This is a genomic window from Natrialba sp. INN-245, from assembly GCF_009807105.1.
Taxonomy (GTDB): Archaea; Halobacteriota; Halobacteria; order Halobacteriales; family Natrialbaceae; genus Natrarchaeobius; species Natrarchaeobius swarupiae.
In genome coordinates this window covers 110,710-127,332 of the sequence record NZ_WUBV01000059.1, presented here as the reverse complement: position 1 = coordinate 127,332, position 16,623 = coordinate 110,710, and the positions used below count along the sequence as shown (strand labels likewise).

General features: G+C 61.8%; 19 protein-coding genes. 13 read left to right on the top strand and 6 right to left on the bottom strand.

Going from position 1 to position 16,623, the window contains the following annotated elements:
- The first annotated feature begins 225 nt into the window (after positions 1 to 225).
- From GRS80_RS15880 to GRS80_RS15865, 4 genes are all read left to right on the top strand, one after another.
- The gene (locus GRS80_RS15880) at positions 226 to 447 is read left to right on the top strand and encodes a hypothetical protein (RefSeq protein WP_149082558.1); all 222 of its coding nucleotides are present in this window, start codon (positions 226 to 228) and stop codon (positions 445 to 447) included.
- 42 nt (positions 448 to 489) lie between these two features.
- A complete protein-coding gene (gene hisD / locus GRS80_RS15875; RefSeq protein ID WP_160048410.1) occupies positions 490 to 1,788 on the top strand; it encodes a histidinol dehydrogenase in 1,299 nt (432 codons plus the stop codon).
- A gap of 149 nt (positions 1,789 to 1,937) precedes the next feature.
- Positions 1,938 to 2,189, top strand: coding sequence for a hypothetical protein (locus GRS80_RS15870; RefSeq protein WP_160048409.1), 252 nt, complete (start codon positions 1,938 to 1,940; stop codon positions 2,187 to 2,189).
- A 56-nt stretch (positions 2,190 to 2,245) separates the two neighbouring features.
- A complete protein-coding gene (locus GRS80_RS15865) occupies positions 2,246 to 2,620 on the top strand; it encodes an iron-sulfur cluster assembly accessory protein (protein ID WP_160048408.1) in 375 nt (124 codons plus the stop codon).
- 109 nt (positions 2,621 to 2,729) lie between these two features.
- Here GRS80_RS15865 and GRS80_RS15860 read toward each other — a convergent pair whose 3' ends face one another.
- Positions 2,730 to 2,930, bottom strand: coding sequence for a dodecin (locus GRS80_RS15860; RefSeq protein ID WP_160048407.1), 201 nt, complete (start codon positions 2,928 to 2,930; stop codon positions 2,730 to 2,732).
- 120 nt (positions 2,931 to 3,050) lie between these two features.
- Here GRS80_RS15860 and GRS80_RS15855 point away from each other — a divergent pair, with 120 nt between their 5' ends.
- Entirely contained in the window at positions 3,051 to 4,256 is a 1,206-nt protein-coding gene (locus GRS80_RS15855) for an alanine--glyoxylate aminotransferase family protein (protein WP_160048406.1), read from the top strand.
- Between the two features lie 15 nt (positions 4,257 to 4,271).
- Here GRS80_RS15855 and GRS80_RS15850 read toward each other — a convergent pair whose 3' ends face one another.
- Together GRS80_RS15850 and GRS80_RS15845 are read right to left on the bottom strand one after the other, a co-directional pair.
- Positions 4,272 to 4,580, bottom strand: a complete 309-nt coding sequence (locus GRS80_RS15850) for a hypothetical protein (RefSeq protein ID WP_160048416.1) — start codon at positions 4,578 to 4,580, stop codon at positions 4,272 to 4,274.
- A 186-nt stretch (positions 4,581 to 4,766) separates the two neighbouring features.
- Positions 4,767 to 5,006 (bottom strand): DUF5816 domain-containing protein, encoded by a 240-nt coding sequence (locus GRS80_RS15845; protein ID WP_149082564.1) that lies wholly within the window; start codon positions 5,004 to 5,006, stop codon positions 4,767 to 4,769.
- A gap of 299 nt (positions 5,007 to 5,305) precedes the next feature.
- On the opposite strand from GRS80_RS15845, the gene GRS80_RS15840 reads away from it, so the two are divergent.
- Entirely contained in the window at positions 5,306 to 5,713 is a 408-nt protein-coding gene (locus GRS80_RS15840) for a universal stress protein (protein ID WP_149082565.1), read from the top strand.
- 207 nt (positions 5,714 to 5,920) lie between these two features.
- On the opposite strand, the gene GRS80_RS15835 is transcribed toward GRS80_RS15840, so the two are convergent.
- Both GRS80_RS15835 and GRS80_RS15830 read right to left on the bottom strand, forming a co-directional pair.
- A complete protein-coding gene (locus GRS80_RS15835) occupies positions 5,921 to 6,370 on the bottom strand; it encodes a universal stress protein (protein WP_160048405.1) in 450 nt (149 codons plus the stop codon).
- A gap of 88 nt (positions 6,371 to 6,458) precedes the next feature.
- Positions 6,459 to 7,463: a mechanosensitive ion channel family protein gene (locus tag GRS80_RS15830; RefSeq protein WP_160048404.1), complete on the bottom strand. Its 1,005-nt coding sequence runs from the start codon at positions 7,461 to 7,463 to the stop codon at positions 6,459 to 6,461.
- A 171-nt stretch (positions 7,464 to 7,634) separates the two neighbouring features.
- Between GRS80_RS15830 and GRS80_RS15825 the strand changes: the two genes are divergently transcribed.
- The 7 genes from GRS80_RS15825 (at position 7,635) to GRS80_RS15795 (ending at position 15,430) form a co-directional block, all read left to right on the top strand.
- A complete protein-coding gene (locus GRS80_RS15825) occupies positions 7,635 to 8,699 on the top strand; it encodes a TrmB family transcriptional regulator (protein WP_160048403.1) in 1,065 nt (354 codons plus the stop codon).
- Between the two features lie 253 nt (positions 8,700 to 8,952).
- Positions 8,953 to 10,422 (top strand): extracellular solute-binding protein, encoded by a 1,470-nt coding sequence (locus GRS80_RS15820; protein WP_160048402.1) that lies wholly within the window; start codon positions 8,953 to 8,955, stop codon positions 10,420 to 10,422.
- A complete protein-coding gene (locus GRS80_RS15815; protein WP_160048401.1) occupies positions 10,412 to 11,473 on the top strand; it encodes a sugar ABC transporter permease in 1,062 nt (353 codons plus the stop codon). The genes GRS80_RS15820 and GRS80_RS15815 overlap by 11 nt, the downstream gene beginning before the upstream one ends.
- Positions 11,473 to 12,660 (top strand): carbohydrate ABC transporter permease, encoded by a 1,188-nt coding sequence (locus GRS80_RS15810; RefSeq protein ID WP_235019772.1) that lies wholly within the window; start codon positions 11,473 to 11,475, stop codon positions 12,658 to 12,660. The genes GRS80_RS15815 and GRS80_RS15810 overlap by 1 nt, the downstream gene beginning before the upstream one ends.
- Positions 12,661 to 12,663: 3 nt before the next feature.
- Complete coding sequence (locus GRS80_RS15805; RefSeq protein ID WP_160048400.1) at positions 12,664 to 13,851, top strand: ABC transporter ATP-binding protein; 1,188 nt, start codon at positions 12,664 to 12,666, stop codon at positions 13,849 to 13,851.
- Positions 13,852 to 13,969: 118 nt separating this feature from the next.
- Complete coding sequence (locus GRS80_RS15800) at positions 13,970 to 15,037, top strand: Gfo/Idh/MocA family oxidoreductase (RefSeq protein ID WP_160048399.1); 1,068 nt, start codon at positions 13,970 to 13,972, stop codon at positions 15,035 to 15,037.
- A 69-nt stretch (positions 15,038 to 15,106) separates the two neighbouring features.
- Positions 15,107 to 15,430, top strand: coding sequence for a carboxypeptidase regulatory-like domain-containing protein (locus GRS80_RS15795; RefSeq protein WP_160048398.1), 324 nt, complete (start codon positions 15,107 to 15,109; stop codon positions 15,428 to 15,430).
- 38 nt (positions 15,431 to 15,468) lie between these two features.
- Here GRS80_RS15795 and GRS80_RS15790 read toward each other — a convergent pair whose 3' ends face one another.
- Positions 15,469 to 16,344, bottom strand: a complete 876-nt coding sequence (locus GRS80_RS15790) for a phosphatase PAP2 family protein (protein ID WP_160048415.1) — start codon at positions 16,342 to 16,344, stop codon at positions 15,469 to 15,471.
- Positions 16,345 to 16,623: the final 279 nt, after the last annotated feature.

Sequence of the window (16,623 nt, the reverse complement as noted above, 5' to 3'; positions counted from 1 at the left end):
CGAGGCGTAGTGGATGCGTATGCTCTCCGTGCCGGAATACGGCCGGAGAACGCGGCGACCGACGCCGCGTCGTTCGTATTCATGACGAGGTTCGGGTCCATACATAAGGCCGTCGTCTCGAGGCCCGACTGAGCCACGTTGGGTAGTCTCGAGGTGACTGTTCACAGGGCCGCGATGAGAGGACGGTCCGGTAGGACTTAGCGACCGGAAATGCTACCCGCGCGTATGGACAGACAGGGGTTCGTCACACTCGCGATACTCGGGTTCGCCCTCGTGATCGCGAGTTTCTTCGTCCGGGGGTTCGGTCAGCTCCTTCTCGGCCGAGGAATCGCCGAAGTTCTCCAGTCACCGATCGTGTTCGCCGGATTCGGAATACTCGTCTACCTCTTCGTCAGAGCGACCCTCGACGCGGTTGGCGTCTGGACAGTCGAAGATTCGGACGGGTAGCGGAAGGAAACGGTTTTTCGCCCGCCGCCCGAACGCGGGCGTATGAGTATCGAGGTGCGGGAGACGGCCGAACTCGGACCGGACGAACGCGCGGCGTTTTTCGACCGCGACGCCGGCATCGAGTCGGTCACAGGAGACGTTCGGGAGATCGTCGAGCGAGTCCGCGAGGAGGGAGACGTCGCCGTTCGCGAGTTCTCGAGTGAGTTCGACGGTGTCGACGTCGGAAACCTCGAGATTACCGACGAGTGTGAGCGCGCGTACGACGATCTCGACCCGGAGCTTCGGGAGGCGGTCGACGCCGCAGCGGCGAACGTCAGGGAGTTTCACGAGGCCCAGTTGCCCGAAGACTGGCGACGGGAGTTCGCGGATGGGCGTGAACTCGGACGCCGATTCCGGCCGATCGACCGGGTCGGCGTCTACGTGCCCGGTGGCTCGGCGGCCTATCCCTCGAGTGCGATCATGGGTGTCGTCCCAGCGGTCGTCGCGGGCGTCGACCACGTCGCGGTCGTCACTCCGCCCGCCGAGGAGATCAGTCCGGCGACGCTCGCGGCAATCTACGCCGCTGGTGCCGACGTGGTCTACCAGGTGGGGGGTGCACAGGCGGTCGCGAGTCTCGCCTACGGGACGGAGACGATCGATCGGGTCGAAAAAATCGTTGGTCCCGGGAACAAGTGGGTGACCGCCGCGAAGGCGGTGGTCCGAGGTGACGTCGAGATCGATTTCCTCGCTGGCCCGAGCGAGGTGGTCGTCGTCGCGGACGAGACGGCCGATCCTGAACTCGTCGCGGCCGAGTTACTCGCCCAGGCCGAACACGATCCGAACACCTCGGTCGTCGCCGTCACCGATGACGAGGCGACCGCGGACGCGATCACGACCGCGGTCACCGAATTGGTCCGCGCGCGCGAGCGGAAAGACGTGATTCGAGAAGCACTCGAGAACGACGCCAGCGGCGTCTTGCTCGCACGGTCGATGAGCGAGGCGATCCTCTTCACCGAGGAGTACGCACCCGAACACCTCTCGATCGTCGCCGACGACGACGAGTCGATCCTGTCACGGATCGATAGCGCTGGAAGCGTCTTTCTGGGGCCGAACACGCCGGTTGCCGCGGGCGACTACGCCAGCGGCACGAACCACGTCCTGCCGACGAACGGTGGGGCTCGGGTCACGGGCGGTCTCTCGGTCGAAACGTTCCTGCGATCGACGACCGTCCAGCGCCTCTCGGGTGACGGACTCGCCGACGTCGGCGAGACGATCACGACGCTTGCCGACGCCGAGGGACTCGAAGCTCACGCGGAGAGCGTTCGCGTCCGGCTCGAGCGGATCGAAGACGGGGGTTCGTAAACGACACGTTCACACCCAATACGGACTGCGATACACCGGTCCCGGTCGATCACACAACGGTCGGTGATCGATCGGCAATCAGTCATCGCAGACAGTCTCAAGGATTTGGATGGCAGTTTTACGTCACTGGAGAGTGGAGTCGCTTTCTGATGCAACCGTGTGAGGTCGATCCAACCGACGGACGCATCCTCGAGCGCAACTACGATTACGCCCAACGAAACGTCTGGCTACTCTCGATGTGGTACGAGTGTGAGACCAAACGGATGGTCGAGTTGCTCGCGAAACGGGGAATCGGACTCTCGAGCAACGACGAGCGCCAGTTCGGCGAGTATTATTGGTCGGTCAAGTGCCGGGAAAACGGGGTTGGTGAGAGTGGCTCGCTCGAAACCGGTTCTGGCTAGGTGCGAACGTACGGAATGGCGTCAAGGTTAACACCGTTGCGCGGGAAAGGGGATGTATGAGTACGGACAGTCTGGATGGCGGGGAATCGGCGACCCGCCCCGAGATCGAGGTGACCGAGGAGGCGGCCGAGCAGGCTCTCTCGTTGCTCGAGGGAGAGGGACTCGACTGCGGAGAGGCCGGACTCCGGCTTTTCGTCCAACAGGGCGGGTGTGCAGGTCTGTCTTACGGGATGCGATTCGACGACACGCCCGACGAGGACGACACGATCTACGAACATCACGATCTTCGGGTGTTCGTCGATCCGGCGAGTCTGAAGTACATCGAGGGAAGCGTCCTCAACTACGAGAGCGGGTTGCAAGCGGAAGGGTTCCACGTCGAGAACCCGAACGTCGTCAGCGAGTGTGGCTGTGGCGAATCGTTCCGGACCTGATCTCCGTCGCTGTCCCCGGCGGCGTAGTGGCTGGGTAACTGTTGTCCGAGATATCGGTGTCCCCACGGACGAGTTGCGAGATGGTAGAAACGAGTTGCGAGATGCGGTTCTACTCCTCCAGTTCGAAGGCGACGGTGACCTCGGCTTGGTACTCGCGGTCGTCGGCGGTTGCGATCTCGACCCCGAGTTCGTCGACTTCGATCCACTGGACGTTTTGCAGTGTCTCTTCGGCCCGATCGATCGCGTCGTCCGCGGCGTCGTCGAAGCTCTCTGTGCTCGTGCCGATGAGGGTGATCTTCTTGAAAACCATCGCCTCGGCAACTACGTGTCATCGGAACTTAAATATAGGCGGTGGTCCACTCGTTGGAAGGCGGTTCACGTTTCGGGAGTTTTATGAACGTTTTTGAGGATAGGACCACAGTTTTAGTCCATGCAAACCGGTGAAAATTCGAGAGACATATCAGAGATAGACGAATTGGTGCCGCCGAACCGGACCCTGATGGGACCAGGTCCGAGCGACGTTCACCCACGCGTGTTGCGCGCGATGAGTACGCCACTTGTCGGTCACCTCGACCCGTCGTTCGTCGAGATCATGGACGAAGTTCAGGAACTGTTGCGATACACGTTCCGGACGGACAACCAGTGGACGATCCCGGTCTCAGGAACCGGCTCCGCCGCGATGGAGGCAGCGATCGGGAACGTCGTCGAGCCCGGCGAGACCATGCTCGTCCCGACAAACGGCTACTTCGGCGGACGAATGGCCTCGATGGCGCGTCGTGCCGGCGGCGAGGTCGTCGAAGTCGACGCCCCGTGGGGGGAGCCACTCGAGCCGGACGACGTCGCCGACGCGCTGGCCGAATACGATCCGGACGTCTTCGGCTTCGTCCACGCCGAGACGAGTACGGGGGTCCTCCAACCCGACGTCTCGGCGCTCACCGCCGCGGCCCACGATCACGACGCGCTGGTGATCGCCGACACCGTCACCTCGATCGGCGGCGTCGAACTCCGCGTCGACGAGTGGGGGATCGACGTCGCCTACGCGGGCCCACAGAAATGTCTCTCCTGTCCGCCGGGAGCGAGTCCGCTTACGCTGTCGGACGAGGCGATGGAGAAAGTCCTCTCACGCGAGGAGGAACCCCGTTCGTGGTACCTCGATCTCTCCTTGCTCGAGGGGTACTGGGGCGACGACCGATCGTACCACCACACCGCGCCGATCACGAACGTGTACGCGATCAGAGAGGCGCTGCGACTCGTCGCCGAGGAAGGCATCGAGAACCGGTGGGCACGCCACGAGCGACTGGCGGGTGCACTGAAAGCTGGCGTCGAGGCGATGGGCCTCGAGATGAACGCACCGGACGAGTACTGGCTTCCGAGCTTAAACGCCGTCCGCGTCCCGGACGGGATCGACGACGGCGAAGTCTGTGCCGAGTTGCTCGAACGGTACGACCTCGAGGTCGCAAGCGGTCTGGGCGACTTAGACGGCGAGATTTTCCGCATCGGTTGTATGGGCTACTCCGCGCGTCCGAAGAACGTCGTCTACGTGGTGACTGCGCTGGGTGACGTTCTGGAAGATATGGGTGCCGACGTCGATCCGGGTCGCGGCGTAACGGCGACGCGGCGTGCACTCGAAGGATAGAATCCCGACCGTTCGTCAGGCCGAGACTCGAGGCCCCGGCGGCGCTCGTTCGACCTGATACTCCTCCCCGTCGACGACGATAATCGCCCATTCGTAGCTCGGATCCACGCTGGTGAGTCGTGTCTCGAGGGCGTCTGCGTCCTCCGGCTGTGCGACGAAACAGTGGAACTGACCGGACGACGCCGTCGGCAGCGTTTCGTTCTCGAGGACGGTGTTTACGTGGACCACTTTCCACGCGCGTTCGGCTCGAAATTCGGGGCCGTCTCCCTCGACGGTGTATCCAAGCTCTGCGAAGATCGACCTGGCCTGCTCGACGAGTCGCATGTTAACAGGACCCATTCGGTACGGGTATACACGGCCATCCAGTATAAATGTTCGTATATGAAAACTATCTGTGAGATGGGATGAAATTCATTCGGAAGGAACCAACAGAGAGAGACAAATGTACTCTCTGACCGGCGAAAAACGATTAGTAATAGCCAATTACGTCGTGCGTCGAACTCGGCTCCATTACTCGTGGGCGGCGTCCCACTCCGTGGGTTTCCGAAAGTTACCACACGAGTTGCATTTGATTCGACCCATGGCATCCATCGCGTTATCAAAACTTTCACAGTTCGAGCAGAACCAACCGTAGCGACTCACCCCGTCCTGAGACTCGTATGCAACGAGAAACGGTCCCTTCGACCCACGGTCACCGTCGGTGTTCGATACGTAGACTGTCTTCCCGCCTTCGGTTACAGTCGGTTGCATACCCGAACTATCCACGCGTTCGGTTTATGACTGTCCCCTGTTTAGAGTCCAGTCCCGCGGTTCGAGTGCGGTTGAGTGGGTCCACGATGGGATACTGTGCATTCTAATACGAGCATTTATGCTTATATGTCGGTGAATCAATATGGCGATGTACAGTGGTGCCCGTTGACAGTCGGTATCAGCCGATCGTCCAACGGTGGATCAAACCGGACGTGGAGGGGAACCGGTATGCGACGATTACGCATGATGGGGTATCGAGACTGAAAAGTTTACCCGCACGGGAATCGTTCGAGTGTGTAATGGCGCTCGTCGTGGTTCCCGTTCGGTATCCGTTGACAAAACACTCGAGACGAACGCTCGAGCGAGCGATCGAAGTCGCTCGAGAGCGTGATGCGGCGTTGACAGTGGTTCACGTCGACCTCTACCAGAGCGGGCGGAAAGTAACACGGATTGACCTGAAAAATGCGGTCGAACGGACGTTCGGACCGCTCGAGAACGTCCGGTACGTGGTTCGGACGGGGTTTCTCGTCGAGGAGAGCATCCTCGACGAGGTCGCCGCCGAGGGCGCTGATGCAGTCGTGATCGGCGGCCAGCAAGCCAGCCGCCTGCGCCGGATCTTCCGACGGTTCACCGACAACCCGAACATCGATCGATATCTGCGGACCCACCTCGACTGCGAAGTCATCACGGTCGAAGCGACGGCCTAACCGCCGGAAGCCGAGTAGAGATCAGAGGAGTTGTCCTGGGCAACCGAACGTGTCGCCGATTGTCTGTCGACACCGTGTTTCGATCGACGGACAGGTGATCTATGAAGTTCTACGATAATCCCTCGCATACGGATTGCTGTCCCTGTGTACCGCTGTGCCCAGGGTTCGTTCTCCGGAAGCGGCAGTGATGACTGACAGAAAACCGTCTCAGTTAGCGGTCGTTTTGTCGGGATCACGAACGACGAATACTGGGATCGACGCGTTGTCGACGACCCGTTCCGAGACGCTCCCGAGCGACGTCACCTTCTCGCGCGGGCTCTTGCCTTTCGTTCCGATGACGACGAGGTCGATGTCCTGTTCGTCGGCGTACTCGAGAATCGTCTTGGCGGGCGTCCCCTTGCGCACCTCGGTGACGGTCTCGAGTCCCGCCGCCGACGCACGTTCGTCGACGGCTGTGACTGCGTCGCGGCCATCGGCCTCGAGCGATCGTTCGACCGAGGGACTGTTCTCCTCGCCCCCTGCGGCGGTGATTCGGCTGTCGACCACGTACAGCGCGTGGACCGTTGCATCGTTAGCTACGGCGATCGGGAGACCGTGGGTGAGCGTCTCGGCTATCGTATCGCTCCCGTCGGTAGGAACGAGGACGTCGTCGTACATCGTGGATCGATCTCGAGTTCGGACGGGAACGGGATAAAAGATCCGTCGAATCGAGTCGTGATCTCACACGCAGTGATCGACACCGTCGTCACTCGTTCCTCGTTCCGGTCGTGTCACTGTTGGCTCCCTCGGCAGCCGATGGCCGCCCTCGAGTCTCGTCGCCGGAGTCAGGGTCGCCCCGCGAGTCGACTGCCAGCCGTCCGACCCCGCTGGTGTCGTCGAAAACGTGGTGGCGGTGGGGGTAGGCGAACTCGATGCCGTTATCGAGAAACCGTTCTCGAACGGCCGTGTGGACCGCCGATCGGGCAATCTGTTGTTTGTATGGGTGCTCGATCCAGAAGAACAACTCGAGGAGAACCCCGTTGTCGGCGTACTCCTGGACGGTACAGACCGGTGCGGCCGCGTATCGGGCGCTTCCGATCCGAATGTCTGGGCCGCCGGAGATGACGTTGTCGACGCCGCGAGCGGAACGTTCGGCGTGACGGCGAGCGGCCTCGAGGTCGCTCTCGTAGGTAATCTCGAACGCGACGGAGATCCGGGTTCGTTCGTCCTCGGCGGAGTAGTTGATGACGTCGCGCTGTTGGATCTCGGAGTTCGAAATGACGATAAAGGTGTTCTGGAGGGTGAATATCTTCGTGTATCGCATCGTGATGTCCTCGACGAACCCGCGATGGCCCTCGTCGGTGACTTCGATCATGTCACCGATCTCGTAGGGCCGGTCTGCGAGGACGAAAAAACCGTTGATGAAACTGCTGACGAGCGGTGCGAGGACGACTGCGATCACGGCCGACACGACCGTAACCGAGAGGAAAATCTGGCCACCGCTGAGGCCGAGAATTGCACCGACGACGAGGACGGTAACGAAGAGAACAGCGACTCGAACGCCCCGTAATACGGTTCGAGTGACGCTTGGACGCTCGATACGCCGAGCTACGGTCCGTCCAACGAGTCTGACGACGAGTTTCGAGAGAAACCAGCCGACGAGCAGAACGACGAGCGCGAGGGTGAGCTCCGTGACCGTTGGAAGCGAAGACGGGAGAATCCCGTTTACTTCGTCGCCGACAGCGTCGGTAGACTGCAATACCTCGCGCATGCCACCACTGTCATGCCCGCGGAGGTTAAGGGTTCTGTCCCCATTGGGGCGTGCGATTTCCGACTCGGGTGTCGGACGTGGATCGTCGACTCATCGAGCAACTTAATTTCGAAACTAGATGCTACTCGGAATATAATAAATTCTTTATCTATCGGGTCCGTGGAGACGCGTATGGCATCAGACGAACTTCGCTCGACCGTCGAGCACGTCGGGGATCGGTTCAACCTCGGCGAGTACGAGATCGACGCGTATCTGACGGTCCTGGGTCAGGGCCAGCTCACGGCGAGTGAAATCTCGGATCGAACGGACATTCCACAGCCGCGGGTCTACGACACCGTTCGGAGCCTGAGCGACCGAGGACTGGTCGAGCTTCGCGAGTCGAGACCGATGAAAGTCGTCGCGATCGATCCCGGCGACGCGTTCGACGACGTCCAGGACTCCCTCGAACAGATGATCGACGAACTCGAGGCCCGGTATACGGCACCCGCCCGAGACACCGAAGCAGTCTCCCTGGTCAAGTCGCGATCGACAATCCTCCGGTACCTAGAGGAGATCATCGACGCCGCGGAGTACGAGCTGTCGCTCTCGTTGACGCCCGACCTGTTGATGCGGTTCGAGGAGGAGTTACAGGCAGCGGTCGACGACGGCGTGAGCGTCGATCTGGTCGTTACGCCCGCAAGCGACGCGCCCGCACCCGCCGAGTTCGACTATTTGGCGGTCGCGACCTCGGCGCGAGCCCGCCGCGGGATCACGACGCCGGTCATCGCCGTCGCCGACGGAAACTATTCGATCTATGCGACCCAGGACGCCCTTCGTGACGATCAGGACCGCTACGGCGTCATCTTCAACCGGTCGGCGCTTGGCTTTCTCGTCTCCGGGTTTTTCGGAACCGTCCTCTGGACGACCGCAGAGGAAACCCTCGGCGAGGACGAGTCGGCGCGATCGTATCCCCGCCGATACGCCTCGATTCGACGGTGTGTGAAAGATTTACTCGACGAAGGTGGGGAGTTTTACGCCACGATCGACGGCCGGGATGTCGAGATCGGTGGTTCGCGAGTCGTCCGCGGAAAGGTCCGCGAGGTCTCCTTCGAGGTCAGCGAGGAGGTCGCGAACCTCACCCTCGAGAGCGAGGATGGCGAGGAGATCACCGTCGGCGGTCGCGTCGCCGCCCTCGAGGACGTCGAAGCCCACGAGATCCACATCGGCCGCCACGAGCCCCCGACCATCGAAGAGTAATAGGGACTGCTGTCCCGACTCGCGGCGCACCCGTCCCAGGGGTCGAGGGTGCGCGGAGCTAACGGATAGGAAACCGTACGAGTGAACCTGCGGATCCAGTTTGGGCCCGCTGGATCGCAGACGTTCGTAATCGATCGCACCGACCCGGGCGGGAAACGGTTCGTTAGACCAGTATCCGATTCCGACAGTCGTCGTTAATTGCATTTATCCAGACACACGATTAAAACGTGTGAGCGCCCTGCTAGTAGATCCGATGGGCGGGCAACCGGCGGATCGAAACGGACGGTCGACGCGCCGAGCGTTCGTGACGACCGCATCGACGACAGCCGTCGTCGCTGGCGTCGGCGTCGCCGGCTGTCTCGGTCAGGCGCGAGACGAGCGGACGATCGTAATGACCGGCGATACCGATTTTCAGGACATCATGCACACCGACGACGGCGAGGCGTCGGTCCAGGAGGCGCTGTGGGATGCCGGTCTCGACGAGGACGTCACCGTCGAGGTCCAGGCGAGCGTCGACGACTCCGCTCAGCGGATGCAACAGTACCAGTCGGCGCTCCAGGCTGGCCGGTCACCACCCGATATCTTCATGATGGACAGCGGGTGGACGATCCCGTTTATCCTGCGCGAGCAGACCACGAATCTGACGGAGGTCCTGCCGACGGACGTCCGCGATCGGGTCGAAGGCGAGTACCTCGAGGCGGCTCTCGAGACGGCCCGCGATCCGGAGACGGGAGATCTCCACGCCATCCCGTTGTTTCCCGACTTCGGAACGATGCTGTACCGACGGGACCTGATCGATGACGCCGGCTACGAGACGGACGGCTGGGGGACCGACCCACCAACCTGGCAGGAGTTCGCCGAGGCGACGAGCGAAGCGCAGAGTGCGGCCGGGACCCAGTACGGATTCACCACGCAGGCGGCCGCCTACGAGGGACTCTCCTGTTGTTCGTTCGTCGAGGTGATGTCGACCTGGGGTGGCGCGTACTTCGGTGGGACGGAGAACCTGTTCACCGCCGGCGATCGACCGATCACCGTCGACGAGGGGCCGGTACTCGACGCGATCCGGATGATGCGGGCGTTCATCCACGGGAGCGAGGACGACCACGCCCTCGAGGACTACCCGCAGATCTGTCCGACGGCGATCGTCCAGTGGTCTGAACAGGAGTCGCTCGGACCGTTTTCGAACGGGGACGCCGTTGCCCATCGAAACTGGCCGTTCGCGATCGCCGAAACCGGTGGCGAGGACGTCTTCGGCGAGGATCTCGGCGTCATGCCGATGCCGTACGCCGTCCTCGAGGACGAATCGGCGTACGAGGGCGTCGGCGGGACCGCCGCCGCACTCGGCGGCTGGCACCTGACGCTCAACCCGAACACCGAACGGGACGAGCGGGCAGTCGAGGTGCTCGAGGCGTTTACCCACGACGACGTGATGCTGACTATCTTCGAACTTCAGGGCTTTCTCCCGCCGATTCTCGATCTCGTCGAGGAGGCCGATCCCGACGAGATCGGCCCGGTCGCACGCTACGTCGACCAGATACGGATCGCCGGCGAGAACGCGGTTCCGCGACCGGTGACTGACGTCTGGCCGGAGCAGTCGGCGCTCATCTTCCAGGAGGTCCACGCCGCCTACCGCGGTGCCAAAAGCCCCGAAGCCGCGATGGACGACCTGAACGGACGACTCGAGCGAAGCGAGCGGGACGTGGAGGGACAGAATGGCGACTGATTCCGACGCCGACGCCCGCTCGGAGACTCCCATCGACGTGCTCACCAGCGGAGACCGGACGCGTGATCGCGACCGGACGGGGAACGCCGTCGTCAACTGGATGGAGAATTTGAGCGAGCGGGCCTACGCCTACCTCCTCCTGTTGCCGGCGTTTGCGTTGCTGGCACTGATCGCGTTCTATCCGCTCGTGATGACGTTCGTCATGTCCCTGCGAGAGGACCGAACGCGAGGACTCGAGCCATTAGGCGGGTTCGTCGGCCTCGAGAACTACGTCGACATCCTCACGGGAAACGCCCGGCTCGCCCGGCAGTTTATGGACGTCACGGTGTCGACGTCGTTCCCGTTCGTCGAGTTCGGCGTCCCGTTTCTCCAGCAGGCGCTGTTCGTCACGCTCGCGTTCGCCGTCATCAGCGTACTCATCGAGACGGTGATCGGGTTCGCGCAGGCGTACGTGCTCGATCAGGATTTCCGAGGCCGTCGATGGGTCCGGGTCGCGATTATTCTCCCCTGGGCAGTGCCGATCGTCATCCAGGGGATGATCTTCTTTCTCCTGTTTCAGCCGACGGTCGGATTCGGGAGCGATCTGATGCAGTGGCTCGGCCTGTTCGGTCCGGACCCGCTGGCCGACAGCCAGGACGCGTTCGTCATCATCCTCATCGCCGACGTCTGGAAGTCGGCGGCGTTCATGGCCTTGCTGATTCTCGCGGGCCTCCAGAGCGTCGATCGAAGTCTGTACAACGTCGCGCGCGTCGCGGGCGCGTCACCCTGGCAACGGTTCAAGATGATCACGCTCCCGCTGGTGATGCCGGCGTTGCTGGTCGCGATGTTGTTCCGGACAATGGACGCGATGCGCGTCTACGGGCTGATCGAGTCGACCGCCGGCTGTACGACCGTGCCGTCGCTTACCTGTCTCGTCGTCGAGGCGATGTTCGGCGGGACCCGCATCTACGGAACGGCCGCCGCCGTCGCGTTCGCGACCGCACTCGTGATCGGCCTGATCATCTCCGTCTACGTCTTCTTCTTCCGCGATACGGAGGGAGGGCTCTACTGATGACCGATGAACGAAGCGATCGGGACCGAGTCGACTCGAGCGGACGGGAGCGTGACCGATCCGACCCGGATGGAGACGGAGGAACCGACTCGGACGACCGATCCGACCCGGACGAACGCGGCCGAACCAGCTCTGACGATCGAGCCGGGAGCGACGTTACCCGTGCCGCCGGGGACGTCTCGAGCCGCGATTTCCGGTCCACTCGGCTCCCCGACGGCGGACGGATCGAGGGCGAGACGGCGGATCGAGGAACGATATTCGAGGACGATCGGGAGGTCGAACTCGACCGGGGGCCCTTCCAGCGGTGGGTCGCCAACGCCATTTCGAACCCTCGGCGAGTGTACCGATCGCTGTTTTACGTCGCGACGATCTTCTTTCTCGTGACGACGCTGTTTCCGTTCTACTGGCTGCTCATGGTCGCACTCACGCCGGAAGGCCGCCAGCAGGACATCATCCTCATGCCGAACGGCTTCAACCCTGGCGCGTTCGTCGAGGTCTTCGAAGTCATCCCCTTCCACTGGTACATGTTCAACAGCTTCGTCATCGCGACCGCCTCGACGATCATCGTGCTGGTGATCGCCAGCCTCGCGGGCTACGCCTTCGGTCGTCTCGAGTTCCCCGGGAAGGTGCCGCTGGTGCTGTTGGTGCTGGTGATCTCGTTTTTCCCACCGGCGGCCTTCTTCATCCCTCTGAACGACCTGTTCAACACCCAGTTCGCCGCCCTCGAGCCGATTACGGGTGACGGAAGCCTCTACAACACACCCGGTGCGATGGTGTTGCCGCTGTCTGCGATCTTCATGCCGCTGGCAATATTTATCCTCACGACGTTTTACTCACAGATTCCGGACGGACTGGAGGACGCCGCACGCGTCGAAGGGACGACCAGACTCGGTGCCCTATTTCGGGTGATCATCCCGCTTTCTGCTCCCGGCGTCGCGACCGCCGGCGTGTTGACGTTCATCGCCGTCTACAACGAGTTCTTCTTCTCGTTTCTGATGACCGACGGCCAACCCGAAAACTGGGCGCCGATCCTCGAGGGGATCCTCGGATACCAGGGCCAGTACGAGGTGCTGTACAACCTGATGGCGGCTGCGAGCATCGTCGGCGTGATTCCGGTGGCGATCCTCGTGATCGTCGCCCAGGAGAAGATCGTCAGCGGACTGACCGCGGGCGCACTCAAAGAGTAACCCATGGCACGAGTACGACTCGAGAACGTCACGAAACGCTTCGAAGACGTCACCGCGGTCGACGACGTCAGCCTCGAGGTCGAAGACGGCGAGTTCGTCACCTTCGTCGGCCCCTCGGGCTGTGGCAAGTCGACGACGATGGAGACAGTTGCCGGACTGACCAAACCGACCGAGGGACGGGTCTTCATCGGCGACGACGAGGTGACAAATCTCGCGCCGAAAGACCGCGGTGTGGCGATGGTGTTCCAGAACATCGCGCTCTTTCCACACATGAACGTCTTCGAGAACGTCTCCTTCGGCCTCCGACTCCGGACGTACGACGACGAGGAGATCAGACGCCGGGTCGAGAGCGCTACGGAGATCGTCCAACTCGAGGGGATGCTCGAGCGGATGCCCGACGAGTTATCGGGCGGGCAGCGTCAACGCGTCGCGATCGCCCGCGCGATCGTTCGCAACCCCGACGTCTTCCTGATGGACGAGCCGCTCGCGAACCTGGACGCGAAGCTTCGGGTCCACATGCGAACCGAACTCCAGCGACTCCACCGCGAACTCGGGACGACGATCATCTACGTCACCCACGATCAAGCCGAGGCGATGACGATGTCAGACCGGATCGCGGTCCTGAACGAAGGGCGACTTCAGCAGATCGCGCCGCCGCTGGTCTGTTACAACGAACCCGCAAATCGGTTCGTCGCGGGCTTTATCGGCTCGCCGTCGATGAACTTCGCCGAGGGAACGGTCGCGGACGGGCGCATCGAAACCGCGCATTTCGACGTCTCGCTCGCTCGCGCCGCCGTCCCGGAGACGGCCGTCGGCGACGGGATAACAGTGGGTATCAGACCGGAGGACGTCCACGTGGCGGAGAACGCAGACGCCCTGGACGAGCCGTCGGAGCCGATCGGCGTACGGACCGACGTTCTCGAGCCGATGGGAAACGAAGTGTTCGTCTACCTCATGCTCACCGACAGCGCGGACCACTCGATGGAGAAAGACCCCACGTCGTCGTCCGACCAGTTGCTGATGAGCGTCACACCCGATACGGAGATCCGAGAGAACCAGTCCGTCGACGTCGTCCTCGATCGGTCGAGAGTCCACCTCTTCGAGACGGAGACCGGTACCGCACTGGCCCACGGCATCACTGACCGTTCCGAGCGAGAATCCGGGCCGGCGACGGGAGAGGCCGACAGTTGATGCTCGCCACCGCTCCACTGATTCTCCGTTTGGCGACGGAGAGAAAAGGGGTGAGCACATACGTTCTATATAGCGACATTAGATGTATGAGTGAGAAAACGGACGCAGTGCCCCTCCGATGACAGCGAACAAATACGATATTCGAACGGGAATCGTCGGCCTCGGCAACATCGGACAGTTCCACGCCGAACGTCTCAGAGAGCTCGGCGTCGAGTTCGTCGGCGGAATGGACGTTGCCGCCGAGGCGCGAAACCGCTTCGCGCGTCGCTACGACGTCGACGTCTACGACGACCACCAGAAACTGTACGACACTATCGACGCCGTCATCGTCACGACCCCAAACAGATTCCACGAGGAGTACGCAGTCGACGCCTTCGAGCGCGATCTTCACGTCCTCCTCGAGAAGCCGCTCGCACACTCGATCGACAGCGCACGGCGAATCGCCGATGCGGCGTCGTCGTCCGATACCTACTGTGCAGTTGGCTTCAACAACCGGTTTGCGAACACGGTGCAGATCGTGAAAAGTCGGATCGACCGTGGGGATCTTGGCGAGGTTACGCACATCGAAGCGAACTACGTCCGGCGACGAGGAATCCCTGGCCGAGGATCGTGGTTTACCAGACGACAGATCGCGGGCGGTGGTGCACTCATCGATCTCGGTGTCCACGCGGTCGACCTCGCGATGTATCTGCTCGACTATCCGGACACCAAGGAGGTAAACGGCGTCACACGAAGTGAGTTCGGATCGCGCGAAGAGTACGCCTACCTCGAGATGTGGGCCGACGACTCCGGGCCCGGAGGATTCGACGTCGATGACTCGGCGAGCGCGTTCGTCCGGTGTGCGGGCGACGAGACGATTAGCCTCGAAGTCGCCTGGGCGACGAATCGGCCGGCGAACCACGAGTTCGTCGTTCGTGGCACGGACGCCGCGGCCACGTTCGATCTGCTCGAGGGAACGCTCAGTTTCCACTCGGCGAGTTCGATCGGGCCGGATCACCTCGAAGATACGGTCGTCGAGACCCACCAGAACGATACACACACCGACGAACTGCGGGCGTTTTTCGACGAGATCGTCGAGGGACGCAGCGACGACGACAGCATCGCACAGGCTCTTGCCGTCCAGGAGATCATCGACGCGGTGTACCGATCGAGCGGGGCCGGCCGAACGATCTCCCTCGAGGAGTGATCGACGGTCGGAATGCAGTGACACTGACGGGTGTGGCGTTTTTTGCATCCTGGACCCGTAGCGATTGGTATGCGGATCGAACGATCACTGGTACTCGAAGGCGTTCCCCGTGAAGTGCCGGTCGACACACCGATCACCGTTTGCGTCCGGGACCGGGCCAACAGACCGGTCGAGGGGGCGATCGTCGACCTCGGAACCAGATGGGTTCGGACGAACGCTCGCGGACGGTGTGAGATCACGGTTCGCTCCCCCGGTTTCTGGAAGATCGTCGCGGAAAAAGCGCCGACGGACCGCGTCGTCTACGAGCCGGCTACGGCGCTCGTGAGGGCGGTTCCACGGACGAACCACCGGCGTGCGAGAGTAGAGCGCTCACGGAAGCCACTCCGAGTGTAATCTGTAAGTGTTTCCGTAAACAGTGATAGGAGCCCGTCTCAATCGCCGTCTGCTCGCCCGATCCGGTTGAACCCGGTACCGAGATACTGTCGTACCGATCCGGCGATCTCCTGTACGGTGTAGTTGCGACCGACGTACACGCTGACGACTGCGAGAATCGTTCCAGCAACCACGTCCGAAAACCAGTGGATCCCGAGATACATCGTCGAGACGACGACGCTAATCGCGAGAACGCCCGAAATCGGAACCCATACCGGATACTTTCGACGGGTCAACACCGCGAGGAAGAAGACGGTCATCGAAAGCGACGTGTGCAACGAGGGAAAGACGTTCGTGCTCTGATTGACCTGGTTCGTGAGCATCCGCGATTGCGGAAACGCATCGTACAACAGCCCCTCGAACAGGAGTGGATCGAAGTTTCGCGGCCCGTAGGCGATAAAGAAAACGTAACAAACCAATCCGATCGCATAGTTCGCCGTGAACGCGAGGATCAACGTCCGGAGCTCCTCGGCATCCTCCAGGGCGAAGTAAGCGACGAACGGGAACAACAACAGAAAGGCGTATCCGTAGATGTAGACGAAGACGAAGAAACTAGTCAGCTCCGGGGACTGAAACGACTGGAGCACGATAACGGGGTTCTCCGGAAAGACCGCCTGCTCGATCTCGAAGAGGATCGGAGTGATGTTCGTTCCAAGAACGCGCCGCTCTAGACGCATAACGACGTCGACGGTCGACCACCGAATCGCCAACACCGTAACGAGCGCGACGACGGGAAGCAAACACACCCTGAACCGCCACCGAAAGTCACGAATCGCAGCAGATAGCCGTCTCGGGCCGACGAGGGCGAGTGTTGCAGTCGCAAGCATCGCGACAACAACGAAAGCGAGTTCGATCACCACGCCGAGAAGCGACATTGGATCCGATCGCAACTACGGTCCTCGGGACATTAATAGCGATCGGTCACGCACCACGGGTCGAGAACACGACCACATCAAGGGTGGCTGCGAAACCGATCACCTCCCTCGCGTCGTTCACCGAGTCATAGGGATTATCGTAGGAGTTCATCGTTTCCCAGTGAAGAACCGAGAGACAGTGCCGAAAGAGAGGATTCGAAACCGGTGGTTGGCTACGATAATCCCTATCAGTTCGTACGAACCGCTATGAGCTGTTCCGGTCGATCGCAGGTCGGTGAG